Genomic DNA, 22,088 nt, shown 5'->3' on the forward strand with positions numbered 1-22,088 from the left:
GTGATCAGCTCGCGGACGGGCTCGGGGAGGCGTCGGCCGGGTCGCCGCCGGAGACGTCCTTGCCGAAGTACTTCTCGGAGATCTTGGCCAGCGTGCCGTCGGCGCGCAGCTCGTCGAGCGCCGTGTCGAACTCGGCGGGCAGGTCGCTGTCCTTGCGGAACGCGAACGCCTGCTGCGTCGGGTCGCCGATCTCCCCGGCGATCTTGATGTCCTTGTCGCCGCTCTCGGTCAGGTAGTTGAGCACGGCCAGGCTGTCGTTGAGCGTGACGTCGACCCGCTTCTGCTTGAGCAGGGGGATGGCCTGGTTGAAGCCCTCGACGTTCTCGATCTTGGCCCCGGCATCCTTGGCGGCCGTGCCGAAGCTGCTCGTCGACGACTGGGCGGCGGTCTTGCCCTTGAGGTCGGCCGCGGTGGTGATCGACGTGTCGTCGGCGCGGGTGACGATGACGCCGACCGAGTCGGTGTACGTCTGCGAGAAGCTGTACTTGGCCGTGCGCTCGTCGTTGACGGTGACCTGGTTGGCCACCACGTCGTAGCGCTTGGCCTCCAGGCCGGCGAAGATCGAGTCCCAGGCGGTCTCGGAGAACTCCACCTTGCGGCCGAGCTTGGCGGCGACCGCCTCGACCACCTCGACGTCGTACCCGGTGAGCTTGTTGCCGTTCTTGGTGTCGTGGTAGGTGAAGGGCGCGTAGACGCCCTCGGTGGCCACCTTCAGCGGCTCCTTGCCGCTACCACTCGCACTGCTGCCCGAGCTGTCAGAGTCACCACCGCAGGCGGCCAGGCCCAGCGTCATGAGCGCGGCCGCGGAGACGGCGAGGAACCTCTTGCTGATCATCGGACAAACCCTTCTTAGTCGACAGGAAAAGTCAGGCTGTCATTCCTGCCGAATGCTTGTGAACCCGTCTGAGGTTAACCAGAGGTTGCGTCATCTGCTTGGGCAGGGTCAAACCACTGCTTGGGGACGTCGTTCCTGGAAAGCGCGCCGGTAACCGGCCGGGGACGTGGCGAACCGGGCCGCGAAATTCTGGCGCAATGTCACGGGGCTCCCGAATCCGCACTCCTGGGCGATGCGGTCGACGGGCCAGTCGCTGGTCTCCAGCAGCCGCCGGGCCTCGTCGAGGCGCTGGTCGGTCACCCAGCGGGCGGGGGTGCTGCCGGTCGCCTCCCGGAAGCGGCGCACGAAGTTACGGCGGCTCATCGTGGCCCGGGCCGCCAGGTCCTCCAGGGTCAGGGGCCGGTCCAGGTGCTCCAGGGCCCAGGTGAGGACCTCGGCGATCGGGGCGTCACTGCGCGCGTCCACCAGCGGCCGCTCGATGTACTGCGCCTGGCCTCCCTCACGGTGCGGGGCGACGACCAGGCTGCGGGCCACCCGGTTCGCGGCGGTGACGCCCAGATGTTTACGGACGACGTGGAGACACGCGTCGATCCCGGATGCGGTGCCGGCGGACGTGAGGACGTCGCCGTGATCCACGTAGAGCACGGAGCTGTCCACCGTGACCTCGGGATGACGAGCTGCCAGTTCCCCGGTGGCGCTCCAGTGCGTCACCGCGGTGCGGTGCCGCAGAAGACCGGCCGCGGCGACGGGGAACGCGCCCAGGCAGAGACCGATCACCATGCTGCCTGAGGCATGGGCGTCCTGGACGGCCCGGACCAGCCCGGCGTCCGGTGTCGCCAGGTCGTCCCGCCACGAGGGGACGACCACGATGTCCGCGCCCTCCGTCGTCGACGGCCCGCCCAGGCCGGCGATCGTGTACCCCTCGGAGGTGACGATCGAGGGGCCCGACGTCGTCCAGACGTGGGTCGTCCAGTCCCCGAGCCCGAGCTTGGCGACCTCGCCGAACACCAGCTGGGGGGCGGCGAGGTGGAACATCGTGATGCCGTCGAAGGCGTGAACGGCGATGCGCATGTCTCTGTCCCTCCGTGCCCTCAGATCTCTGAGGTTGGCTCGATCTCATCGCTATTATGCATTCGGGCCACTCGTGCTGTCGTCACCGACGGCGGATGCTTCAGGGGTCAGCCTTTTCGGCCCCAGGAAGGAATCCCGATGACCAGCCGTGCGCTCATCGTCGTCGACGTCCAGCAGGAGTACTTCGACGGTCCGCTGGAGATCCAGTACCCGCCCCGCGACGAGGCTCTCGCGCAGATCCTGCGGGCGATCACCGTCGCCCGGTCCGCGGGCCTGCCGGTCGTCTACGTGCAGCACCAGGCCCCGGCCGGTTCGCCGGTGTTCGTCGAGGGCTCGGCCGGGTGGCAGCTGCACCCCCAGATCGAGGCCTCCGCCGCAGGATCCAAGCGGGTTTCCAAGGTCAACGGGAGTGTTTACGCCGGAACGGATCTCGCCGCCTGGCTGCGGGCCGAGGGAGTGGACACGGTCACCCTGGTCGGCTTCATGACCCACAACTGCGACCTGGCCTCGTCGGTCGAGTCCGAGGGGCTGGGGTTCGCCGCGGAGATCCTGATCGACGCCTCGGGCACCACGCACCTGGCCAACGCGGCCGGGCACGTGGCGGCCCGCGACCTGCACGCCACCCTGATGACGGTGCTCAACGCCAACTTCGCGGCGGTGGGCACGGTGGACGCCTGGACCTCCGCGGTCGCCTCCGGAACCCCGCTGCCGAAGGACGACCTGGTGTCGTCGGCCCTCGCGGGGCGGCAGAAGTTCAGCTCCTGACGTCCGGTCCCGAGGGTGGCGCGGTGCTGCCCCGGGGCAGGAACTCGGTGTCCGGCGGGGCGTCGTCCGGGGTGTTCCCGGTCGTCTCGATGTTTCCGGCCGGCTGTCCGATCCGGGCCAGCAGGGACTCCAGCAGCTGACGTCCGTGGGTGGCGTAGTCGACCTTCACGGTGGTGAGGGGCGGGCGCAGGAACCCGCTCTCCGGGATCCCGTCGAACCCGGTGACGCTCATCCGGGTGGGGACGTCGATGCCGTGCTCGTCCAGGGCCAGCAGAGCGCCCAGGGCCATCTGGTCGTTACCGCAGACCAGGGCGGTGATCCCGGCCAGGTCGTCCGGGCCCAGGGCCCGCACGGCCCGGGCCCCGGACGCGGCCGACCAGTCACCGGCCAGTTCCGCCACCAGCTCGAGGCCGTGCCGGGCCAGCGCCCCGCGCACGGCCTCGCTGCGGCGCCGTGCCGCCACCCAGGTGGGCGAACCTCCCAGGTAGGCGATGCGGGTATGACCCAGCCCGGCGAGATGGTCGATCACCAGGTCCATCCCGCGCTCGCTGAGCGTGGTGCCCCGGGCCGGCTCGGGTTCCAGCTCCATCACCAGGGGCACGCTCAGGGAGCTCACGTCGACACCCGCCTGCCGGTCGAGCAGCCGGTCCACGGGTGCGAAGACCAGGATCCCGGCGACATCGGCGCGATCCAGCAGGGTCAGGGCCCGCCGGATCGCACCGTCGTCGATCTGGTCGTCACGCGGATCGTGCAGCGGCAGGCTGACGATCTCCAGCAGGTAGCCGGCCTCGGCCGCGCGCAGGCTCGCGCCCTGCACGGTCTTGCTCGGTCCGACCTCCAGCAGCTCGAACACCAGGGCCCCGATCCGGTTGGCGCTGCTCGTGGCCAGGGCCCGGGCCGCGTTGTTCGGCCGGTACCGCAGCGTCTCGATCGCCGCCGACACCCGTTTCAGCGTCTCCGGCCGGAACTTGCCCTGCCCCCGCAACACCATCGCCACCGTCTGGTGCGAGACACCCGCCTGCTTGGCGACGTCGTAGATGGTGGGACGTCTGGCCGGGCCGGGCGAAGCCGGTTCGCTACTCACAGGTGCTCATCCGAGGACGGCTCGGCCGTTCTCCGCGGCGACCCGCCCGCCACCGGGCCGGGCCAGGCCCCAGCCGTTCGCGATGCTCGACTCCGCCACGATCCGCCCGCCGTCACGACGTACGGAGAACTCTGCCGATCCGGCGCCCTCACCATGACCGGTGAGGATATCCACCCGGCGTTCCCACGCGTCCTCTGCCGGCGCATCTGAGGGATTGACCACCAGGGTGAGCCCGTCGAGGTGATCGGTGTCGGGACGGTCCTCGCGCGCACCCAGGGGCACCACCGCGCCGGGCCGCACCAGCAGGGGCAGGGAGTCGACCTCGTGGTGCTCCTTCACCCAGCGCCCACCCGTCACGGTCTCACCGGTGAGCAGACGCACCCAGTCGCCCTCGGGCAGGTAGTACTCCACCTCGCCGTCGGGGGAGAACACCGGCGCGACGAGCAGGTCCGGGCCCAGCAGGTACTGCCGGTCCAGGTAGGCCACCGCCGGGTCGTCCGGGAACTCCAGGATCATCGGCCGCATCACCGGCGTCCCCCGCTCGTGGGCCTCCCGGCCCGCCGCCAGCAGGTACGGGGCCAGACGGGCCTTGAGCCGCCCGAACTTCCGGGCCACCGCGACCGCACCGAAATCGCTGCTGTCATCGTCGTCCACCAGCCACGGCACCCGGTAGGAGTTGTTGCCGTGGAACCGGCTGTGACTCGAGAGCATGCCGAACGCCGTCCACCGCTTGAACAGTGCCGTGTCGGGCGTCCCCTCGAACCCACCGATGTCGTGACTCCAGAAACCGAACCCCGACAGCCCGAGACTCAGGCCACCGCGCAGCGTCTCGGCCATCGACACGTACGACGCCGTGCTGTCGCCACCCCAGTGCACCGGGAACTGCTGACCGCCGGTGGTCGCCGAGCGCGCGAACACGATCGCCTCGTCGTGACCCCTGACCTCTTCCACCACCTCGAAGACCGCACGGTTGTAGAGGTGTGTGTAGAGGTTGTGCATCCGCTCCGGGTCGGCACCGTCGTGGTAGATGACGTCGGTGGGCACGCGCTCGCCGAAGTCGGTCTTGAAGCAGTCGACGCCCTCGGCCAGAAGACGGCGCAGATGCCCCTGGTACCAGGCCACGGCATCCGGGTTGGTGAAGTCGACCAGGCCCATCCCGGCCTGCCAGAGGTCGGTCTGGTACGTACCACCGCCCGGCTTCCGCAGCAGGTAGCCCTTTTCGCTCGCCTCGTCGAAAATGGCGGCGCGCTGGCCGATGTACGGGTTGATCCAGACGCACACCCGCAGGTCCTTCTCCCGCAGGCGCTTCAGCATGCCCACGGGGTCGGGGAAAACCCGGGGGTCCCAGGTGAAGTCGCACCAGCTGTACTCGCGCATCCAGAAGCAGTCAAAATGGAAGACGCTGAGCGGTATACCGCGCTCGGCCATACCGTCGACGAAGTGGTTGACCGTCTCCTCGCCGTAGTCGGTGGTGAAACTCGTGGACAGCCAGGTGCCGTAGCTCCAGGCCGGCACCTGCGCCGGGCGGCCGGTGAGCCGGGTGTACCGGTCCAGCACGTCTTTCGGCCCGGGGCCGCCGATCACCAGGTACTCCAGCGTCTCGCCCGGGACCGAGAACTGCACCCGCTCGACTGCTTCCGAGCCGATCTCGAGGGAGACCGGGCCGGCGTCGTTCACCAGCACCCCGTAACCGCGGTTACTGAGGTAGAAGGGCACGTTCTTGTAGGCCTGCTCGCTGGAGGTGCCGCCGTCGGCGTTCCAGATGTCCACAGACTGGCCGTTCTTCACCAGCGGGCCGAAGCGCTCGCCGAGCCCGTAGACGGTCTCGCCGACGCCCAGGGCCAGCTGCTCGTGCAGGTAGGTCGTGCCGTTGTCGAGCATCAGTCCCAGTGACCGCAGGCCGCTGCTGGTCAGGGGCTTGCCGTCCTGCACGAAGCTCAGGTTCCAGGGTGCGCCCAGGTCGATCCGGGCCTCCAGGGATCCCGAGCGCAGCACACCGGTCGTGCCGTCGAAACTGCTGCTGCCCTCTTCGGAGGTGTTCAGCTCGAACCGCTCCGGTTCCTTGCTGCCCTTGTGGTGCTCGACGCGCACCTTGATCACACCGGGGGCCGGGGCGGTCAGGGTCACCGTGAGCGTCGCGGCGTTGAGCGTGTCGCCCCGGTGCGCCACGACCTTCGTGGCGGCGAGGACGACCAACTGGTTGCCGGTGCTCTCGACGTCGAACACCTCACGGGCGTACAGGGCCTCGACCCCGTCCCGCATGCGCCAGTAACCATCACTGAATTTCATCGGCGGGTCAGCACCTTTCGTCTCACTTGATGGCACCCGCGGTGAGCCCGCGGGTCAGGGTGCGCTGGAAGACGAGGAAGAAGATCAGGGTCGGCAGAACGCCGAGCAGGGCCGAGGCGCTGATCGTGGTGACGTTCATGATGCGTTCTCCCTGAAGCGTCGCGATGCCCACCTGCACGGTCTGGTTGTCGGCGCTGACCAGGAACGACAGGGGGATCAGGAACTCGTTCCAGGTCCAGATGAAGAAGAACACGGCCAGTACGGCCAGGGTCGGGCGGCAGACGGGAACCACCACGCGCCAGAGGATCTGCCGTCGGTTGGCCCCGTCGAGCGCCGCCGCCTCCAGGAGCTCCCGGGGGAAGGCGCCGAAGACGCTGGCCAGCAGGTAGGTCCCGAAGGCGCCGTGGATGACGACGAAGACGATGACGACCGACCAGATGGTGTCGTACAGGCCGATGTTCTTGAACATGATGTACAGCGGGTAGAGCAGCGCCTCCTGCGGCACGATCGTCGCCAGGAGGAACGCCACGAGGACCCACATCCGGCCCCGTACCCGGCCGATGCCCAGGGCGTAGGCGTTCAGCACCGAGATCAGCACGCCGAACACCGCCACCAGGCCGGAGATCAGGACGCTGTTCCAGACCTTGCGGGGGAAGTCGACGGCCTCCCAGAAGGTCTTGATGCCGTCCAGGTAGATCCCGGTGGGCAGTCCCAGCGGGCCGTGGGCGGAGAAGTCCTCGGGTGACTTCACGGCGTTGAGCAGAACCAGGAGCAGTGGGGCGCCCATGATCACGCCGACGACCAGGGTGACGGCCAGGGCCAGCCACTCCAGGCCGGTCCGGCGCCGTCGTCCGTTCCGGCGGGGAGGTGCCGGCGCGGGGTGTTCCTCGTCCACCAATTGCTGATGTTCGTTCTCGGACTGGCCGACCGTCATTGTTCCTCCTGATCGGCCAGCCGGAACTGGGCCCGGACGAAGAAGATCGCGACGGCGAGCACGACCACGGTGAGTGCCGTCGCGATCGTGGCGCCGTAACCGACCCGCTGCGCGGTGAAGAACTCGGTGTAGGAGTAGTAGCTCGGCACGATCGTCGAGCTGCCCGGGCCACCTCTCGTCAGCGCGTAGACCGGTCCGAACACCTTCAGGGCGGCCACCGTGCAGGTGAGCACCACGACGAAGATCTCCGGGCGGATACCCGCCAGGGTGATGGCGCGGAACCGCTGGAACCAGTTGGCGCCGTCGAGTTCCGCCGCCTCGTAGAGCTGGGGGTCGATCCGTTGCAGCGCCGACATGAAGACCACCACGGGGTAACCGATCTGGATCCAGACCAGGACCGCCGCGATCGAGAGCAGCGCCGTGTCGGGGCTTCCCAGCCAGTTGTGCTGGAGTCCACCCAGGCCGAACGCCTTCAGCAGGTCGTTCAGGGCGCCGTCCTCGGGACGCAGGATCCACCCGACCACGATCGCCGCGATCGCGATCGGGAGGATCTGCGGAAGGTAGTAGACCGCGCGCAGCAGACCCATGATCTTGCCGTTGAACCGGCGCCCCACCAGGTCGAACAGCAGCGAGGCGAGGAACAGCCCGATCGCGGTCGGCAGGATCACCATGGCCACGACCATCGCGATGCTGTGCTGGAACGACGCCCAGAAGTCGGCGTCCTGAAACAGTTCCTTCCAGTTGTCCAGGCCGATCCAGGTGGGCGGCTTGATCCCGCGGTAGCGGGTGAAACTGAGGTACACGTTCCAGGCCAGCGGCACGATGATGATGACCGTGAGCAGGAGCGCTCCCGGGATCAGGTAGAGCCAGTAGCCTTTACGGCTTTCCGACCTCACCCGTCGATCTCCTTGACTCCCTTGTCGTAGTCGGTCTGGAGCTGGTCCAGCACGGCGTCGACCGGCTTCGAGCCGTTCACCAGCTCCTGCAGGCTGGAGTTGAGGTCGGCGTAGAAGGTCGGGGCGGGCCAGTCCGGGTAGAAGGCCAGGCCGTCCTGGTCGTTCAGGGTGGTGAAGTTGTTGATCAGGTCTTTCGACTTCTCGTCGGTGATCGCGTCGGGTTCGGCGGCCACCGGGATACCGCCGTTGTTACCCAGGAGGTTCTGGATCTCGGGGGACATGGTGATGTCCATGAACTTGTAGGCGAGGTCCTTGGCGTCGGAGTTCTCCGGCACCACCCACAGGTTCCCGGACGAGCCGGGGGAGAGTTTGGCGCCCGGGAAGAGGAAGGTGCCCCAGTCGAACTTGTTGGAGGTGGTGAAGTTTCCGTACCACCAGCTGCCGGAGAAGAAGATCGGGTTGGTGCCGGCGATGAACGCGTCCCCGGCGTCCTGGGCCTTCTGGCCGGTGGAGCTCTTCGAGATGTAGCCCTTGTCCACCCATTCCTTCAGGGTGTTCGCGGCGGCGGTCCAGTTCGCGTCGTGGAAGTCGGCGGGGGCCGTGTAGGTCTGGTAGTCGGTGACCCACTTGCGGTCCGCGTTCATCAGGGCGAGCTGGTACAGCAACTGGCCGAGCGGGTACTCCTGGGCGGACTCGGCGAGCGGGGTGATGCTCTTGTCCTTGAACGTCTGCAGTACCTGGGTGAACTCGTCGAGGGTGGTCGGCACCTCGAGGTCGTACTTCTTGAAAAGATCCTTGTTGTAGTACACCTGGACGTACTCACCATAGTTCGGGATGCCGTACCAGTTGCCCGATCCCATCACGCCGGTGTCGCTGTACCGCGCCGTGGTCTGCAAGGACGACGAGAGCTTGTCGGCCCAGCCGTACGCCTTCACCGCGGGCCCGATGTCGGTCAGCAGGCCCTGGCTGGAGAGCAGGCCCGAGGTGGCGTTGCCCTTGTTGTACTCCATCACGTCGGGCGCCGAGTCCGAGTTCAGCACCTGGCTGGCGGACTGGTTGATCTGCTCGAAGCTCTTCAGCTGGAAGTCGACCTTGGCGCCGGTCTCCTCGGTGAACTTCTTCATCGCTTCTTCCCAGGCGATACCCATCGCACTGGTCTTGTCCTCGTACGTCCACACCGTGAGGGTCTGACCCTCACCCTTCGGGGCGGTGTCGATGTCGTCGCTGCTGCCGGCGGAGTCGCTCCCGCCGCTGCAGGCGGTCACCAGCAGGGTCGCCGCGAGTGCCAGTGCACTCCCGACGACGATCCGTCGTTGTCCCACGGGCGCTACCTCCTTGAGGAGGAGTGGGCGCGCCAGCCGCATCCACTCCGATGCCTGGCCTGCGTGTTCGTGCAGGTTTACCGGTAACGGAAGTTAGCGGTAAACCTTCAGCAAAAGCGACAGATGACTCTGGTCTGGCGACGAACGGTCGTTCAGGTGGTGGCGTAGCGGGCCTTCATGGTCCTGGCGGCCTCGATCACGGCCCCGTCCATCGCCCCGTCCGAGGGGCTGTAGTCGAGCAGGAGCATGCGCGGCCAGAAGACGAAGTCGGCGATCATGCCCAGGAACTGGGTGGCTGCGAGCGAGGCATCGGTGAGATCGACGTTCCCGGCGTCTTTCTCGGCCTCGAGGTAGCGGCGCACCGAGTCGAAGAACGGCATCTTGCCCAGGCGGAAGTGGGTCTGGCCCAGCTCGGGGAAGCGGGGGGCCTCGGCGATGACGATGCGGAACAGGTCGGCCATGCCCGGGCGGGTCAGGAGGGCGACGTAGCGCCGACCGACGGTCTCCAGCCCCACCGTGAGGTCGCCGGTGGGGGGCTGGTCGTGGTCGCTCTCGTGCTGCGGTCGCCAGTAGTCCGTGACGATCGCGTCGAACAACGCCGCCTTGGTCGGGAACTGCTTGAACAGCGTTGCCTTGGAGACCCCGGCGGTGGTCGCGATCTTGGCCAGGGAGGTGCCGGCGTACCCCGACCGGAGGAAGAGGCCGGTTGCGGCGCCGATGATGGCGGCGCGCTTCTCGGCGGCCATGACCTGGTGGTACGTGGGGATCTCGGGAGGCACGTCGTCCATCATGCCGGTCGGCTCGAGTGGTGAGCTACTTGACTCACCATTGTTCTCTGCCTACGTTGTGAGGCGAGTCGCTCGGCTCACCACTCGATCGAAGGATGCTCATGCGCACAGTTCTGATCACTGGCGGTACCGGGGGCATGGGGTCCAGTCATGTACGGGCGTTTCATGCACAAGGGGACGCCGTGGTCGTCGCGGGTCTCAACGCGACGGTGGGTGAGGCGATGGTCGGAGAGCTGGGGGAGAGGTCGCTCTTCGTCCGGCTCGATGTCACGGACGAGGACGACTGGAAAGCAGCGGTGCACGCCGCACAGGAACGGTTCGGTCCGGTCTCGGTGCTGATCAACAACGCCGGTGTGCAGAATCCGGCCGTATTGCTCGAGGATACCGAATCCGGACTCTGGGAGCGGACGTTCGCGGTCAACGTCACCGGGCAGTACCTGGGTATCCGGGCGGTGACGGCTTCCATGCGGCGTGCCGGTGGTGGGGTGATCATCAATGTCGGGTCGTCGATGGCCTACGGCGGGACGGCCCACTTCGCTTCGTACGTGGCCAGTAAGTGGGCTGTTCGGGGGCTGACCCGGTCCGCCGCCCTGGAGCTCGCGAAGGACGGGATCCGGGTGCTGGCGGTCCACCCGGGCGTCATCTCCACACCTCTCGTGCACGAGCCACCGGCTGACGGGTACCCGGCGCTGGCCGATGTCTTCTCGCCCGAGCCCTTCGCCGTGCCGCGGCTGGGTCGCCCGGAGGAGGTCAGCGATCTGATGCTGCATCTGGCGTCGTCGCGGGCGGCGTTCATGACCGGCTCGGACGTGGTGATCGACGGTGGCCTGTTGCTGGGGCCGGCCGCCTGAGGGGCGCGGTGGGGGGCGCCTGGACAGTGATAAGCATTATCATTACCTTCGGCGTCCATGGGCTCCCATCATGTTCACGGCGCCGGCGGCGAGGACTTCGCTGTCGGCCGGCGCGCACTGGCCTGGCTCCTGGCGGTGCTGGTACCGCTGCTCGTCGCCACGGTCGTCGGGATGGTGATGCTGTGGCCCAGTAGTACGCCGCCGGTCGCGCGGCAGGTGACCACCGCTGGGGACGTGTCCCAGGACGTCTACGGTGCGAAAGTGGTCTCGACGTCGGCGCAGGAGTGCGAGGGATCGTCGGGCGACCGGCTGCCCGACGGATCCATCCCGGCAACGGTGCTCTGTGCCTCTGCGGCCGTGCAGATCTCTTCCGGTCCGGATGAGGGAGAGTCCGTCACGGTGCAGATCCCGGCGCAGGTGTACCGCGCGGGGGTCAGTCCCGGGGACAGCATCCAGGTGGCTCGCTATCCCGGGTCGCTGCTGTCGGGCGAGGACAGCGGTGACGCTGCGGATACCGGTGCGGATGTGGGTACGACTCCGCCCGCTGCTCTGCCGGACGGGACCGTCTACGCGTGGAACGACTTCTCCCGTGGCTTCCCGTTGGTCTTGCTGGCAGTGGCCTTTTCGGTGCTGGTCGTGGCCGTGGGCCGGTTGCGGGGGCTGGCGGCCGTCATCGGTCTGGGACTGGGCTATCTCGCGGTCGTCAAGTTCATGCTGCCGGCGTTACGGCTGGGTGAGAATCCGGTCGCGGTGGCCCTGATCGGTTCCGTCGCCGTCATGACGGTGGTGCTGTACCTGGCGCACGGGGTCTCGGCGAAGACCACGGCGGCTCTGCTCGGAACGATTTTCGGCCTGGCGCTGACCGCGGGGCTGGCCGACTGGGCCTCGACCGTCGGGCATCTCAACGGTCTCAGTTCGGAGGAGAACTACACGCTGGCCCAGCTCACCGGGTCATCGGATCTGTCCGGGGTGATTCTCTGCGGCATCATCATGGCCGGTCTCGGGGTGCTGAACGATGTCACCATCACCCAGGCGTCGGCCGTCTGGGAGGTCCGGGCTCACGCTCCGCAGCTGGGGTTCGGGAAGCTGTTCGTCAGCGGTATGCGGGTCGGGCGTGATCATCTGGCCTCCACCGTCTACACGATCGCCTTTGCCTACGCCGGTGCGGCATTGCCCACGCTCATCCTCATCGACCTGTACCACCAGCCCCTGGGGCAGGTTCTGACGAGTGGGCAGATCGCCGAGGAGATCGTGCGCACGCTCGTCGGGGCGATCGGTCTGGTTCTGGCCATTCCGCTGACGACCGGCGTGGCTGCGGCTGTCGTGGCGTCATCGCCGGGGGCTGGTGGGGTAAGTGTTGGTGGAGTAAGTGTTGGTTCGGTAGGTATTGGTTCATCGGGGTCCGGGGCGCCGGGGTCCGGTGTATCGGGGTCTGGTGTATCGGGGTCTCGTCTTTCGGAATCTGGTGCGCTGGAACCCGGGAAGTGGAACGGAAGTCGCTCCGGTCGGCGGCGACGGGACGACGCGAATGACTACCGTGCGGCGCCGTCCCGGGAGCCGGGCGCCGATAGGTCTGCTGCCCCGTACTCCGGTGCTCAGGGATCCGGTGGCCATGAGTTCGGTGGCCATGAGCCCGGTGTTCAGGAACCCGGTGGTCAGAAGTCTGGCGGCTGGGACTCCGATGGTTGGGACTCCGGTGGTTGGGACTCCGGTGGCTGGGAGTCGCCTGGCCGGGAACCGGGGAACCCGTGACTGAGAGACCGATGACCAGTCATATGGTTTCGGCCATCCCCGGGGTCTGGCGCTGGCATGGTCGCTTCCTCGCAAGCCTTGGAACGTTGACGGCGAGATGTGGCACCGCAGGTGAGTGGGAGCTGCCCTGGTGGACAGAGGGCTTCGCTGGGCAAGCCTTGCTGCGTGGTCGACCTGGCTGTCGTGGCCCTTTCGGAAGAGGGATCCTGCCCTCCAGGTAGCAGGATTCGGAAGATTCTCAGAATGGTGGGTCGGGGTAATCGGGAAGATTGCCGGTGGCGGTCCCCCAGGGTTCGCGCTTGCCGCGGTCAGGAGCAGAACCACTTGAGGAAGAGGAGCGCTCACTGAGGCCACCGCGTCTTCTCCTTGCCGCCCGCGTGATCTCGTCGTTGACTTGTTCGATGTCGCGTTGCCAGCGTCGGAGGCGGTCGGCGGTGCGCTGGGCCGCGGTCAAAGTGTCGTTCCGGGTGGATGTTGCCGGCCTGATGAGGAATTCGTTGTCGGCTGGTGGCACGGAAAGGGGCAGGGTCCATCCCGGGCTGCCCGGTAGTACCGGTGGCGGGGACGCATGCACTCTGCCCTCAGGGGTGACCCAGAGAACGGTCCCTGCGGGAAGGCGTTCATCGGGCCCGCTGAAGCGGGTGCTCCATCCGGCGCTGGTCTTGAGGTTGTGATGAGTTCTGCAAGCCGGATGCAGATTACTTCTACTTCGCTAACCCGGGCTATTCATGGCGAGCCGCGTTCTAGTGGCCGAAAATAAGAAAAGTGCCCCCTGAGCTGCAACGATGGAGTTGTCGAGACAACACCGGAGCAGCGAAAAGGGAGCACTTTTCAGGTGTCAGAGTTTAGCGGATGGGCTGATGACCTGCGGGTAGAAGTCGCCGGACACGGCGTGGTGGCGCATACCGGATCAGTTGCGGTGCGGCTGCTGGCCGACTGCAGCGGCCTGACCGGGCGCCTCTCGCAGATCATGAACCCGAAAGATGCTCTGGTGGTGCACGATCGAGGTCGTGTCATGACCAACACGGCGGTCATGATCGCTGATGGTGGCCGGGTGATGTCGGACCTGGCCGTGCTGCGTGATCAGGGCGAGATGTTCGGGCCGGTCGCCTCGGACCCGACTCTGTGGCGGACCCTGTCCGCTGTTGACGCTCATCAGCTGGCCCGGATCGCTGCTGCAAGGGCGAGGACCCGCAGGGTGGTCTGGGCCCAGATCACGGCCCGGCACGGGCAGATCCCGGCCGCACGGGTGGCCGGGCAGTGTAATCTCGGCCGGAGCGTCGTGATCCGTCTGGATGCCTCGACCATTCTCGCGCACTCCGAGAAGGAATGGGCAGCGCCGACATTCAAGAAGACCTTCGGGCACTATCCGCTCACGGCGTGGTGCGACAACACCGGTGAATGCCTCGCGATCAAGCTCCGCGCCGGCAACGCCGGATCGAACACCGTCACCGACCACATCGAGGTCCTGACCGAAGCGATCCGTCAGATCCCCGCCGCGTTCCGGCGCGACCTGCTGATCACCTGCGACGGCGCCGGATCCACGATCGAGCTGATCGAGCTGATCGAGCACATCACCACCCTGAACGCCGCAGCCGGCCGGAAAGTCCACTACAGCGTCGGGTTCAACCTCGACGAACGCGTCAAGACCGCCATCGACCTGGTCCCGGACGATGCCTGGCAGCACGCCCTGGACGAGAACGGCGAAGCCCGGCCCCTGGACAAAGCCGCCGTCATCGAACTGACCGGCCTCCTGCGCGAATCGGTCGGCGGGGATCGGCTGAAGACGTGGCCGGCCGGAATGCGGATCATCGTCCGCCGCGAAAAGCCCCACCCCGGAGCCCAACTGTCCTTGTTCGAACAGCACGAGGGCTGGCGCTACCAGGTCATCGCGACCAACACCCCGGCCACCACCCGCGGCCAGCTCGCCCAGATAGCCGTGCTCGAGGCCCGCCACCGCGCCCAGGCGAGGGTCGAGGACTGCATCCGCACCGCCAAGGCCACCGGCATGGGACACCTGCCTTCCAAGAAGGCCCAGGTCAATCAGGCCTGGCTGGCCGCCGTCGCGATGGCCTGCGACCTGCTGGCCTGGCTGCGCCTGCTCTGCCTGAGCGGCGACCTGGCCAAAGCCGAACCCAAGACCCTGCGCTACCGGATCCTGCACACATCCGCCCGGATCATCCGCGGCCAACGCCGACGCACCATCCGCATCCCCGAAACCTGGCCCTGGGCAACCCAACTACGAGACTGCATCCAAGCCGCCCTGACCCTGCCATTCACACCCATCATCACCTGAACACCGGCCGTCCCTACCCGAACAACCCGGAGGAACACCCCAGCCGGCCCGTGAACCGGCGGCACCGACCCGACCGTCGGGCCGCCAGCACACCCAAAACCCATCAGAAAGGAGCCCAAGATCAACAACCGACAAGAAGAATCCGAACGATCCTCACCCGCGAAGGATCGAGGTCAGTGAGCTTCTCAACGACTCGTCTTTAGCACAACCTCTGGCTCCGGCTCGGCCGGCCACATAAGGAGAAGAAACTCCTCCTTGATGGAATCGTCACCCTGGGATGCGCGAGAGGCTTGACGACCGCGCGCATGAACTCGGATCCGGTACTGCCCTTCAGCGAGAGTGGGAAAGCGATCGTCGTCACCGGCTTCCTCGACCGTTCCAACCCCGAAGATATCGTCCTCCTCGACCTGCACGGATACCTCAGCCACGTCCTCCCACTCGTCAAGGTCTCCTTGTTCCGGGCGGTCGTCGCGCACGTCTACGGTAAGTGAAATGTATCCGTCTCTGCGTCCGGTCCGCAGAATGGCAAACTCCCCGGGTACCGCAGGGAGACCAGGCTCTTTGAGAGCGTCGATCAATCCGTTACCGCGGTTGGGATCCCATTCTGTTGGATCGAAGTACTCGCTGCCTTTAAGGTGAAACTGACCATATGAGACGTAAATCTTGCCCGAGGCGGCACCCATTGAAACTCCCATCTCTGTGTGGTCCGGTCGGGACAACTCTACTGCGGCTTCCCGAGTGCCTGGAGCACGGGCCCCAAAGCGCTCGGGCCTACGCACTCTCGGGACCCTTAGGTGGCAACCCAGAACGCGTCTCCGCGAAGGACTCTATTCTGTGAGAAGAATTTGCCGATCAGGCCGCCCTGCTTGTCGTTCTCGCCTTCGGGTACGTAAGCCCAGCCCCATTCCGAGGCAGGCACGTTGGCTGCACCCTGCGCCGTCGATGCGAACGGGTATTCATCACAAGAGAAGCCGGAGGGTGCAGCACGCTTGCGCGCCGTGGGGCAGGCTTCATTGCGATTGGCGTTAATCTTCGCCGCGGCGGTTTGGCGAACCAGTGGGTTCTTTCCCTTGCTTAGAGTTTTGCTGCCGTAGTGCTTGCTGCCAGCCTTTTGGATGCGCGCAATGTTTTTGTTGATTTCCGTGAGAACTCTCATCTCCGTCATGGTGGGACGCACCTTGTAGAAAACGCAACCTCCGGCAGTATTGACGGTCAGTTGCTTGTCGCACCGATACTTTCCTGAGTTGACGATGACATCTTCCATGCCGAAGCTAGGGTGATTGAAAATAAGTCCGTAAACGGACTGATTAACGATCTTTTTCTTTTTGGGAACGGTGCTCGTGTATTTGACGGTCGCGCTAAACGTGTCGCCCTTAATGAGTACCTGAGGCGTAAATTTAACGTCCGTGCTGCAGCTTTTCCCACAAAGCACCGTGTATCGAGAAAGGCTTGTTCCGACACCTTCACCGGTCACGGCGAGTACTTTGAAACTGTCCTTTTCGGTCCACTTGAGCTTCCTCGGGTTAAGAGTCAGGACGCGCTTCATCCGAAGGCGCACGGACCCAACCAGAATACCCTTGCTGTAGTACTTGATGCCTCCGTTCTTCACCCATACGCACTGGCCGAAGCGGTTTGTCTTGTTGGTAGCGGTGGCGCTGCACGCGGGGGCGGTGACGGCAGGGGCTTTCAGCAATGCGTCAACGCTGCCGTCCGCGTTGGTGGTGTCGTCCGCAGCGTCGTCGGTGGCGTCGTCGGTAGGGTCTTCGGCGGTCTCGTCCGCCGGATCCTCTTCGGTCTCGTCGTAAGCCTCGTCGTCAGCCTCCTCGACGACCTCGTCAGCGGGGTCCGCTTCGTCGTCAGCCGTGTCGTCGGCCGTGTCGTCTGTGGGACTGGCGGTGTCATCTGCCGGGATCTCCGCGGTGTTGCCAGGTACCGTGGGAGCTGTTGCCTCCCAACCATCTTGGACAATCACAACCTCGTTGCCCTCATTGGTCTCTGCCGAGGCAACTCCCGATGGGGCCACCCCGGCCAGAGTGGCCAACACCAGCGCAGCCGCGAGACGGGACCGCTTGTATCTCTTCGTTTTCAACACTGTCTGCTCCTTAAAGCGAATGCTCGAAAGGGGCAGTAGTGGACAATGGGGTTAGGGCGACCCATGTGTAAGGTTTGCCACTTTTTGCCTAAAAGGCAGCGAATACCCCCGGGCTGGCCCAAGAAGTCAGTTCAGAATGAGCAGCCGTGTCGGGTTTGGTTGATATGCCGGTTTGTTGATGATGCTGGTCATGGAGGACGACGTCCTGACGGACGAGATGTGGTTGCGCCTTGAGCCTTTGCTGCCCGTTCGGGAACGACGGTTCCGCCATCCTGGGCGGCTGCGTGCGGACAACCGTGCGGTGCTGGAAGCGATCTTGTGGGTCGCTCGGACCGGTGTGGGCTGGAACAGGGTCCCGACCTCGCCGTTCGGTGTCTCGGGAGCCACGTGCTGGCGCCGGCTGGATGAGTGGCACGAGGCTGGGGTTTGGCAGCGCCTGCATGAACAGCTCCTGGGCGAGCTGCGTGCCGCGGGCAAGCTAGACCTATCAGTGGCGATCGTGGATTCTTCCCACCTCAAAGCCCTTAAGGGAGGGACCATGTCGGCCCCAGCCCGGTCGATCGGGGCAAGCCCGGTTCCAAGCACCACCTGATCACCGAAGCCGGGGGCATCCCGCTGGCGCTCATCCTGACCGGCGCCCACCGCAACGACGTCATCCAGCTCCTGCCACTGCTCAAGGCCATCCCCCGGATCCGGGGCACCCGCGGGCGACCCGCCCAGCGCCCCCGTCGCCTCTACGGTGACCGCGGCTACGACAGCAACCCCCACCGCGCCAAGATCCGCAAGCTTGGCATCACCCCACGCATCGCCCGCCGCAAGACCGCCAACGGCTCCGGCCTGGGCGTCCACCGCTGGCCTGTCGAGCGAACATTCGCCTGGCTGCACGGATTCAAGCGTCTGCGCATCCGCTACGAACGCCGCGCCGACATCCATCAGGCCTTCATTTCCCTTGCCTGCTCATGGATCTGCCTGCGACATCTCATTCTGAACTGACCTCTTAAAGGACCCCTCCGACCATAGCTGCCGCCGTGAGCCTCTGGTTACTCGAACAGGTAGACCGATTTGACGCGCTGCTGGAGGAGTCCGACGGCAACAAGGCCAAGGCCACCAGTTCGATACACAAGGCCGGTCTGTCAAGCTGTTCTCGTGACAGATGAGCCGTGGAGGCAGGGTTACCCACGCGATCGGCGCAGCGAAAGCCAGAGGCAGCAGGCGGCGTCCAGTCCGTTCGGGGACTTCGAGTTCGTCGCTGGTCGAGTGGTGGCGCGGGCTACGGGTGCGCGCGTCTGGATCTGGGACGACAATTCCCAGCCGAAAATGCCTGACCTGCGCATCCAGTACCCACACGCTCCCGAGCTCGACGGTTACGGCGAGGTGGTCATGGCGGTGAATGCCGATCATGCGGCTCTTGATCGCAAACTGGCGGGCGGCGGTTCCCTCAGGCGGGAATCATCTCTTCAGTGGGGCTGGTTCCTCACACTCTCGCCGAAGATTCGTCTGGATCGAGATTGGAAGGCCATCGTGGCCAGCCTGGCTGAATTGGAACGCCAAGGCTTTGACTCGCCGACCTTTTTGCCCATCGATCCGGAAACAGGTTCGGTTGAACTACTGGCTCTTCTCGACCTTGGCGTAACCGAAATTGCCAGTGCTGCAAGCAATCAGGCTCTGAGCGGAATCGTCGAGCTGTTCACTCCGCCCTGGGGAGGCAAGGTGGCGCCTGACTGGGAGGGGTTTCAGTCTTGGCTAGCGAACTTCCTCACCTCGAACACCGTGGCCAATAAGCGGGAAAAGCTCGCTGCGACAGGCACGCCGCAACGTCATCTGTTCGTGGGAATCAGCAGCGCCATGCCCTGGGCGGTGCTGCACGCGCTCGACTACCCGTCGATAGGGCTGCCGCTGTTCGTGCCCCAGCTTCCTGACGAGCTTACCCACCTCTGGTTGATGGGCTTGCCCGCCCCATCTCGCTGTATCAGCTGGTGGCCTGATCGATTCTGGTTTGATCCTCAGAGTCGCTGGGCCACGCTCTGACACGGGACACTGCATCCACGAGCTGACTGGAGGCGTGGAATTTCAGGAGCCAATCTAGATCTGCCCGGTCGATGGTTCTGTTGGTAGCGGGCGCTTCCTTCCTTGTAATACGGCACCTTTGACGGAACGGTCTGGCGGATCTCCGGCGACTCCTTCCATCGCCCAGGAGCCCTCCAGGGCCAGCTACGTCCACAAACGTCACTGGTAGGGCTCTGGAGTGAAGCCGATTGGTCCGCTTTAAAAGGTTGCGGGGCGCCGCCATTACTGCCCAGAGTGTGAACGGTGGCACGGTTGAGCAACAACGAACGTAGTTCTCGCTCATGGCGACGCCTCGTTTGCCGATCTACGGGTGGTGAACAAGTGTCATGGATGGGTCGGCGCGCTCGTCTCACTGCGCTTCGCCACGCTCACCGCCGGGTGCGGAGGGTCGGACGCAGGCTCGCCAGCAGCGAGCCAAGTCAGGACCACGGCAACTACCCTGACTGCCTCCGGCGACATCTCTGATCCCTACGTCGTACTCGGCAACGGCGGCAAGATCTCCTACGCTGACGGCGACGGCGGAACCTATTATGAAGAGCCCACGACCGGGCATCAATGCACTCACCAAACCTCGGGCGCAGCCGAGGGAACGCAGGTCACGATCACCGACGCCTCGGGCACCGTCGTGGGCATCGGGACACTAGGCCCCGGTTTGCTGAGACCCTCTGCCGCGGATACGTGGGATTGCGCGTCATCTTTCAGCGTAAGCGGCATCCTGGCAGGAAAGAGCTTCTATGGGGTGAAGATCGGCGACCACCCCCCCGAAGCAAGTGTCCGAGTCTGACCTACAGGGAATCTCACTTTCCATCTATTGATCACCCCGCCCAGAGCAACAAGCTTCCACTAACCTGCCCGCGCAATCATCGACGGATGGCCAGAGTGGTTGCGACCACGACCCTGACCTTGGACTCTTTCGTAGGTCTGTGGCGGATTCCGTCTGGGTTCCCGGCGATCATCAGGCGGCATAAGCAACCCTCCACGATCTTGGTGGAACCTCATCCCAATATGCCGTGGGCGGTTCACCTATAGATCGAACAGGCGTTCTTGCTGCGCTGTGGCCGATTCCGGGTTGTGGGATCCGCGCTGACCGGAGCGTCCGTCGCCGTTGGAGGGCGCCGTATCAGGACGCAGGCCCACCTGTCGTGAACCTACCCGGGAGCGACCTCCCGGTCGCAGATCGGAAGGATCGCTGAACTCGGCGTAGACCGTCGGCCCGTAGTGGTTCATCAGTTCGTTGCGGATGACATCGCTTCCGGATGGTGAACTTCCGAACATCCCGATGGCCACGAGCCTCGCGAAGTCGCTACTGGTCAGGGCGTCGTGGACGGTCTCGTACGAGAGGGTTCGGCCGTGCTGCAGATAGGCTTCGACCTGTTCGCGGGGCATGCACAACCCCGAAACCATGGTGTGTTCCTCCAGCGCTGGCGACTCCTGCCGGCAGATCTTGACGAAGCTGGGGGTGTGCAACAGGCGGTAGTTCCCGTCCGTGGCGGCCGCAAGACACCGGGCGTCCAGCTGTTTCATGGCCTTGAGCTGACGATCGAGCTGGGAGTCGGCCGAGTACGTCATGTTCTTACCCGAGCGGGTCATGCGCTTGTACTGGACGAACACGAAGCTCTTGCGCTGCTGGTGGTAGTACAAAAGGTCCGGCCCGAAATCTGTTTCCAGCCGGTCCCGGTCGGTGATCATCACCTTCAGGCTTCGGTCGTGCTGGTCCCGGAACCGGCGCACCTTGACCGTATCGGTGAAGTCGTTCTGCCAGCCCAGAAATGTTCCGGCATCGCGAGCCAAGAGATCGCCCTCCTTAGGTGCCACGTCAATTTCTTGCAGGTCGGGGGCGCCGGTGTAGGCGAGCGCGTCGGCGGTGGCGTCGCGGCGGGCCATCTGGCTGGGGGTTCCGGGCGTGCGGGGTCGCAGATGCTGCAGCAGAGCGGTGTGGGCAGAAGCGTCGTACGTCTTGAGGAAGGACAGGACTGCTGTGCTGCCGCCGGGTGTGAACGTTCCGCCACCTTGCAGCAGCGGTTTCTGCTGCTGCTTCTTCAGCACCGCGGCGAGAACGGGGTGGGGCAAGGGGACCGTGAGTGCTTGTAGCCCGACGAAGGTGAAGAGACGGTGGACGCTGTCCACCAAGTCCTCGTGCCGTATGACTCCCACGTGGGTGATCTGCTCACGGATGGCAATGAGCGCGACCTCGGCCTTCGTCCTGCCGGAGACCGCGAAGGTCATTGGCGTCACATGCTCGTCGATCCTCCAGCGGTTCTGGAAGAAGGCGGCCGTCGGACCTTCGGCTGCGAGCGCGCAGACTCGCGGTGGGCGACTCGAAGCTGTGGCAGGTGCTGACTGAGTCGATTCGCCCGCTTCATGCATTTGATAATGATATAGAAGGGGCCCCTGCCGGCGGCGCAGATGCCTGGACAGTCGGTGGGACGGATAATGGCTTCATATTGCCGTCACCGAGTTGAGTTGCATCCCGGGCCCTGGCTGCCGACGGGCAGTCGGCACCTCATCGCGGGGGCGACGGTCGCCGCCATCACTTGAGAACTGTTGGAGCGGAGGAAGAGCGCGGGAGTGCCGCACCCCTGATGTTGATGAGGGTTCCTCGGTAGCGGGCTCGTTCAAGGGTAGTCAGAACGAGGTCTGGCTCGCATGATCGAGGTGATGCGTTAGGGACAGAAACCGATTTATCGGGCCCGCCCGTGGCTGTCTCGAATCCTTAGCCCCATCCGACTGAGTCCGGACCAGATGGTTTTGGGGTCGACGTCGAACTGGTCTGCGACGCGGACCAGAGACGAACCGCCTTCGTACAGCCGCGCTGCCTCGTGGAGAGCATCGTCGCTCAAGCCCTGGCGTCGCATGCTGACCCCGCTGCGACGCAGGTGCTGCGAAACGGTCACTCGGTGGATGCCGAACTGCTCTGCGAGTCTGTACGTCGTGCGCCCCCTCTGGTAGCCCTCCACTAATATTCGGATCTGCTCGGCGCTCAGCCGCTTCAGCGATGGCTTTGGACTGGGAGGTAGCTCATCGTCAGCTCTGTAACTCTCGGATA

General features: G+C 65.4%; 17 protein-coding genes. 7 read left to right on the plus strand and 10 right to left on the minus strand.

Annotated elements, in window-relative coordinates; genetic code table 11:
* Positions 1–4 precede the first annotated feature (4 nt).
* Together LR393_RS03335 and LR393_RS03340 are read right to left on the minus strand one after the other, a co-directional pair.
* On the minus strand, positions 5–835 hold the full coding sequence (locus LR393_RS03335; protein ID WP_231481479.1) for a transporter substrate-binding domain-containing protein: 831 nt from the start codon (positions 833–835) through the stop codon (positions 5–7).
* A 108-nt stretch (positions 836–943) separates the two neighbouring features.
* The gene (locus LR393_RS03340) at positions 944–1,906 is read right to left on the minus strand and encodes a GlxA family transcriptional regulator (RefSeq protein WP_231481480.1); all 963 of its coding nucleotides are present in this window, start codon (positions 1,904–1,906) and stop codon (positions 944–946) included.
* Between the two features lie 138 nt (positions 1,907–2,044).
* Here LR393_RS03340 and LR393_RS03345 point away from each other — a divergent pair, with 138 nt between their 5' ends.
* Positions 2,045–2,671 (plus strand): cysteine hydrolase family protein, encoded by a 627-nt coding sequence (locus tag LR393_RS03345; RefSeq protein WP_231481481.1) that lies wholly within the window; start codon positions 2,045–2,047, stop codon positions 2,669–2,671.
* On the opposite strand, the gene LR393_RS36145 is transcribed toward LR393_RS03345, so the two are convergent.
* The 6 genes from LR393_RS36145 to LR393_RS03375 all read right to left on the minus strand — a co-directional run bounded on the left by LR393_RS36145 (position 2,661) and on the right by LR393_RS03375 (position 9,984).
* Entirely contained in the window at positions 2,661–3,755 is a 1,095-nt protein-coding gene (locus LR393_RS36145; protein ID WP_231481482.1) for a LacI family DNA-binding transcriptional regulator, read from the minus strand. The genes LR393_RS03345 and LR393_RS36145 overlap by 11 nt on opposite strands.
* Before the next feature lie 6 nt (positions 3,756–3,761).
* Entirely contained in the window at positions 3,762–6,044 is a 2,283-nt protein-coding gene (yicI, locus tag LR393_RS03355) for an alpha-xylosidase (protein ID WP_231481483.1), read from the minus strand.
* Between the two features lie 22 nt (positions 6,045–6,066).
* A complete protein-coding gene (locus LR393_RS03360) occupies positions 6,067–6,978 on the minus strand; it encodes a carbohydrate ABC transporter permease (RefSeq protein WP_231481484.1) in 912 nt (303 codons plus the stop codon).
* A complete protein-coding gene (locus tag LR393_RS03365; protein ID WP_231481485.1) occupies positions 6,975–7,874 on the minus strand; it encodes a carbohydrate ABC transporter permease in 900 nt (299 codons plus the stop codon). Before LR393_RS03365 ends, LR393_RS03360 begins: the two co-directional genes overlap by 4 nt.
* Complete coding sequence (locus LR393_RS03370; protein WP_231481486.1) at positions 7,871–9,196, minus strand: ABC transporter substrate-binding protein; 1,326 nt, start codon at positions 9,194–9,196, stop codon at positions 7,871–7,873. The genes LR393_RS03365 and LR393_RS03370 overlap by 4 nt, the downstream gene beginning before the upstream one ends.
* A gap of 152 nt (positions 9,197–9,348) precedes the next feature.
* Positions 9,349–9,984, minus strand: coding sequence for a TetR/AcrR family transcriptional regulator (locus LR393_RS03375; RefSeq protein WP_345718925.1), 636 nt, complete (start codon positions 9,982–9,984; stop codon positions 9,349–9,351).
* Positions 9,985–10,085: 101 nt separating this feature from the next.
* Between LR393_RS03375 and LR393_RS03380 the strand changes: the two genes are divergently transcribed.
* From LR393_RS03380 to LR393_RS03395, 4 genes are all read left to right on the plus strand, one after another.
* Positions 10,086–10,835 (plus strand): SDR family NAD(P)-dependent oxidoreductase, encoded by a 750-nt coding sequence (locus LR393_RS03380; protein WP_231481488.1) that lies wholly within the window; start codon positions 10,086–10,088, stop codon positions 10,833–10,835.
* A 57-nt stretch (positions 10,836–10,892) separates the two neighbouring features.
* Positions 10,893–12,587, plus strand: a complete 1,695-nt coding sequence (locus LR393_RS03385; protein ID WP_231481489.1) for a YibE/F family protein — start codon at positions 10,893–10,895, stop codon at positions 12,585–12,587.
* Positions 12,588–13,422: 835 nt separating this feature from the next.
* A complete protein-coding gene (locus tag LR393_RS03390) occupies positions 13,423–14,883 on the plus strand; it encodes an IS1380 family transposase (RefSeq protein WP_331282899.1) in 1,461 nt (486 codons plus the stop codon).
* Positions 14,884–15,188: 305 nt separating this feature from the next.
* Complete coding sequence (locus tag LR393_RS03395) at positions 15,189–15,374, plus strand: hypothetical protein (protein WP_231481491.1); 186 nt, start codon at positions 15,189–15,191, stop codon at positions 15,372–15,374.
* A gap of 299 nt (positions 15,375–15,673) precedes the next feature.
* On the opposite strand, the gene LR393_RS03400 is transcribed toward LR393_RS03395, so the two are convergent.
* On the minus strand, positions 15,674–16,975 hold the full coding sequence (locus LR393_RS03400; protein ID WP_231481492.1) for a NucA/NucB deoxyribonuclease domain-containing protein: 1,302 nt from the start codon (positions 16,973–16,975) through the stop codon (positions 15,674–15,676).
* A gap of 190 nt (positions 16,976–17,165) precedes the next feature.
* On the opposite strand from LR393_RS03400, the gene LR393_RS03405 reads away from it, so the two are divergent.
* A protein-coding gene (locus tag LR393_RS03405) for an IS5 family transposase (protein WP_231481493.1) occupies positions 17,166–17,968 on the plus strand; the annotation gives its coding sequence in 2 pieces (ribosomal slippage) (positions 17,166–17,505 and positions 17,505–17,968; 804 coding nt in all).
* A 153-nt stretch (positions 17,969–18,121) separates the two neighbouring features.
* Complete coding sequence (locus LR393_RS03410; protein WP_231481494.1) at positions 18,122–19,003, plus strand: hypothetical protein; 882 nt, start codon at positions 18,122–18,124, stop codon at positions 19,001–19,003.
* Positions 19,004–20,065: 1,062 nt separating this feature from the next.
* On the opposite strand, the gene LR393_RS03415 is transcribed toward LR393_RS03410, so the two are convergent.
* Positions 20,066–21,409, minus strand: coding sequence for a hypothetical protein (locus LR393_RS03415; protein WP_231481495.1), 1,344 nt, complete (start codon positions 21,407–21,409; stop codon positions 20,066–20,068).
* Positions 21,410–22,088 lie beyond the last annotated feature (679 nt).

Origin of the sequence: Kineosporia mesophila (assembly GCF_021129235.1) — a bacterium.
GTDB lineage: Bacteria > Actinomycetota > Actinomycetes > Actinomycetales > Kineosporiaceae > Kineosporia > Kineosporia mesophila.

Excerpts from the sequence above, each read along its gene's own strand:
- LR393_RS03335 (WP_231481479.1), bottom strand. The coding sequence starts at position 835 with ATGATCAGCAAGAGGTTCCTCGCCGTCTCCGCGGCCGCGCTCATGACG.
- LR393_RS03340 (WP_231481480.1), bottom strand. The coding sequence starts at position 1,906 with ATGCGCATCGCCGTTCACGCCTTCGACGGCATCACGATGTTCCACCTC.
- LR393_RS03345 (WP_231481481.1), top strand. The coding sequence starts at position 2,045 with ATGACCAGCCGTGCGCTCATCGTCGTCGACGTCCAGCAGGAGTACTTC.
- yicI (WP_231481483.1), bottom strand. The coding sequence starts at position 6,044 with ATGAAATTCAGTGATGGTTACTGGCGCATGCGGGACGGGGTCGAGGCC.
- LR393_RS03360 (WP_231481484.1), bottom strand. The coding sequence starts at position 6,978 with ATGACGGTCGGCCAGTCCGAGAACGAACATCAGCAATTGGTGGACGAG.
- LR393_RS03375 (WP_345718925.1), bottom strand. The coding sequence starts at position 9,984 with ATGGACGACGTGCCTCCCGAGATCCCCACGTACCACCAGGTCATGGCC.
- LR393_RS03380 (WP_231481488.1), top strand. The coding sequence starts at position 10,086 with ATGCGCACAGTTCTGATCACTGGCGGTACCGGGGGCATGGGGTCCAGT.
- LR393_RS03385 (WP_231481489.1), top strand. The coding sequence starts at position 10,893 with ATGGGCTCCCATCATGTTCACGGCGCCGGCGGCGAGGACTTCGCTGTC.
- LR393_RS03395 (WP_231481491.1), top strand. The coding sequence starts at position 15,189 with ATGAACTCGGATCCGGTACTGCCCTTCAGCGAGAGTGGGAAAGCGATC.
- LR393_RS03415 (WP_231481495.1), bottom strand. The coding sequence starts at position 21,409 with ATGCATGAAGCGGGCGAATCGACTCAGTCAGCACCTGCCACAGCTTCG.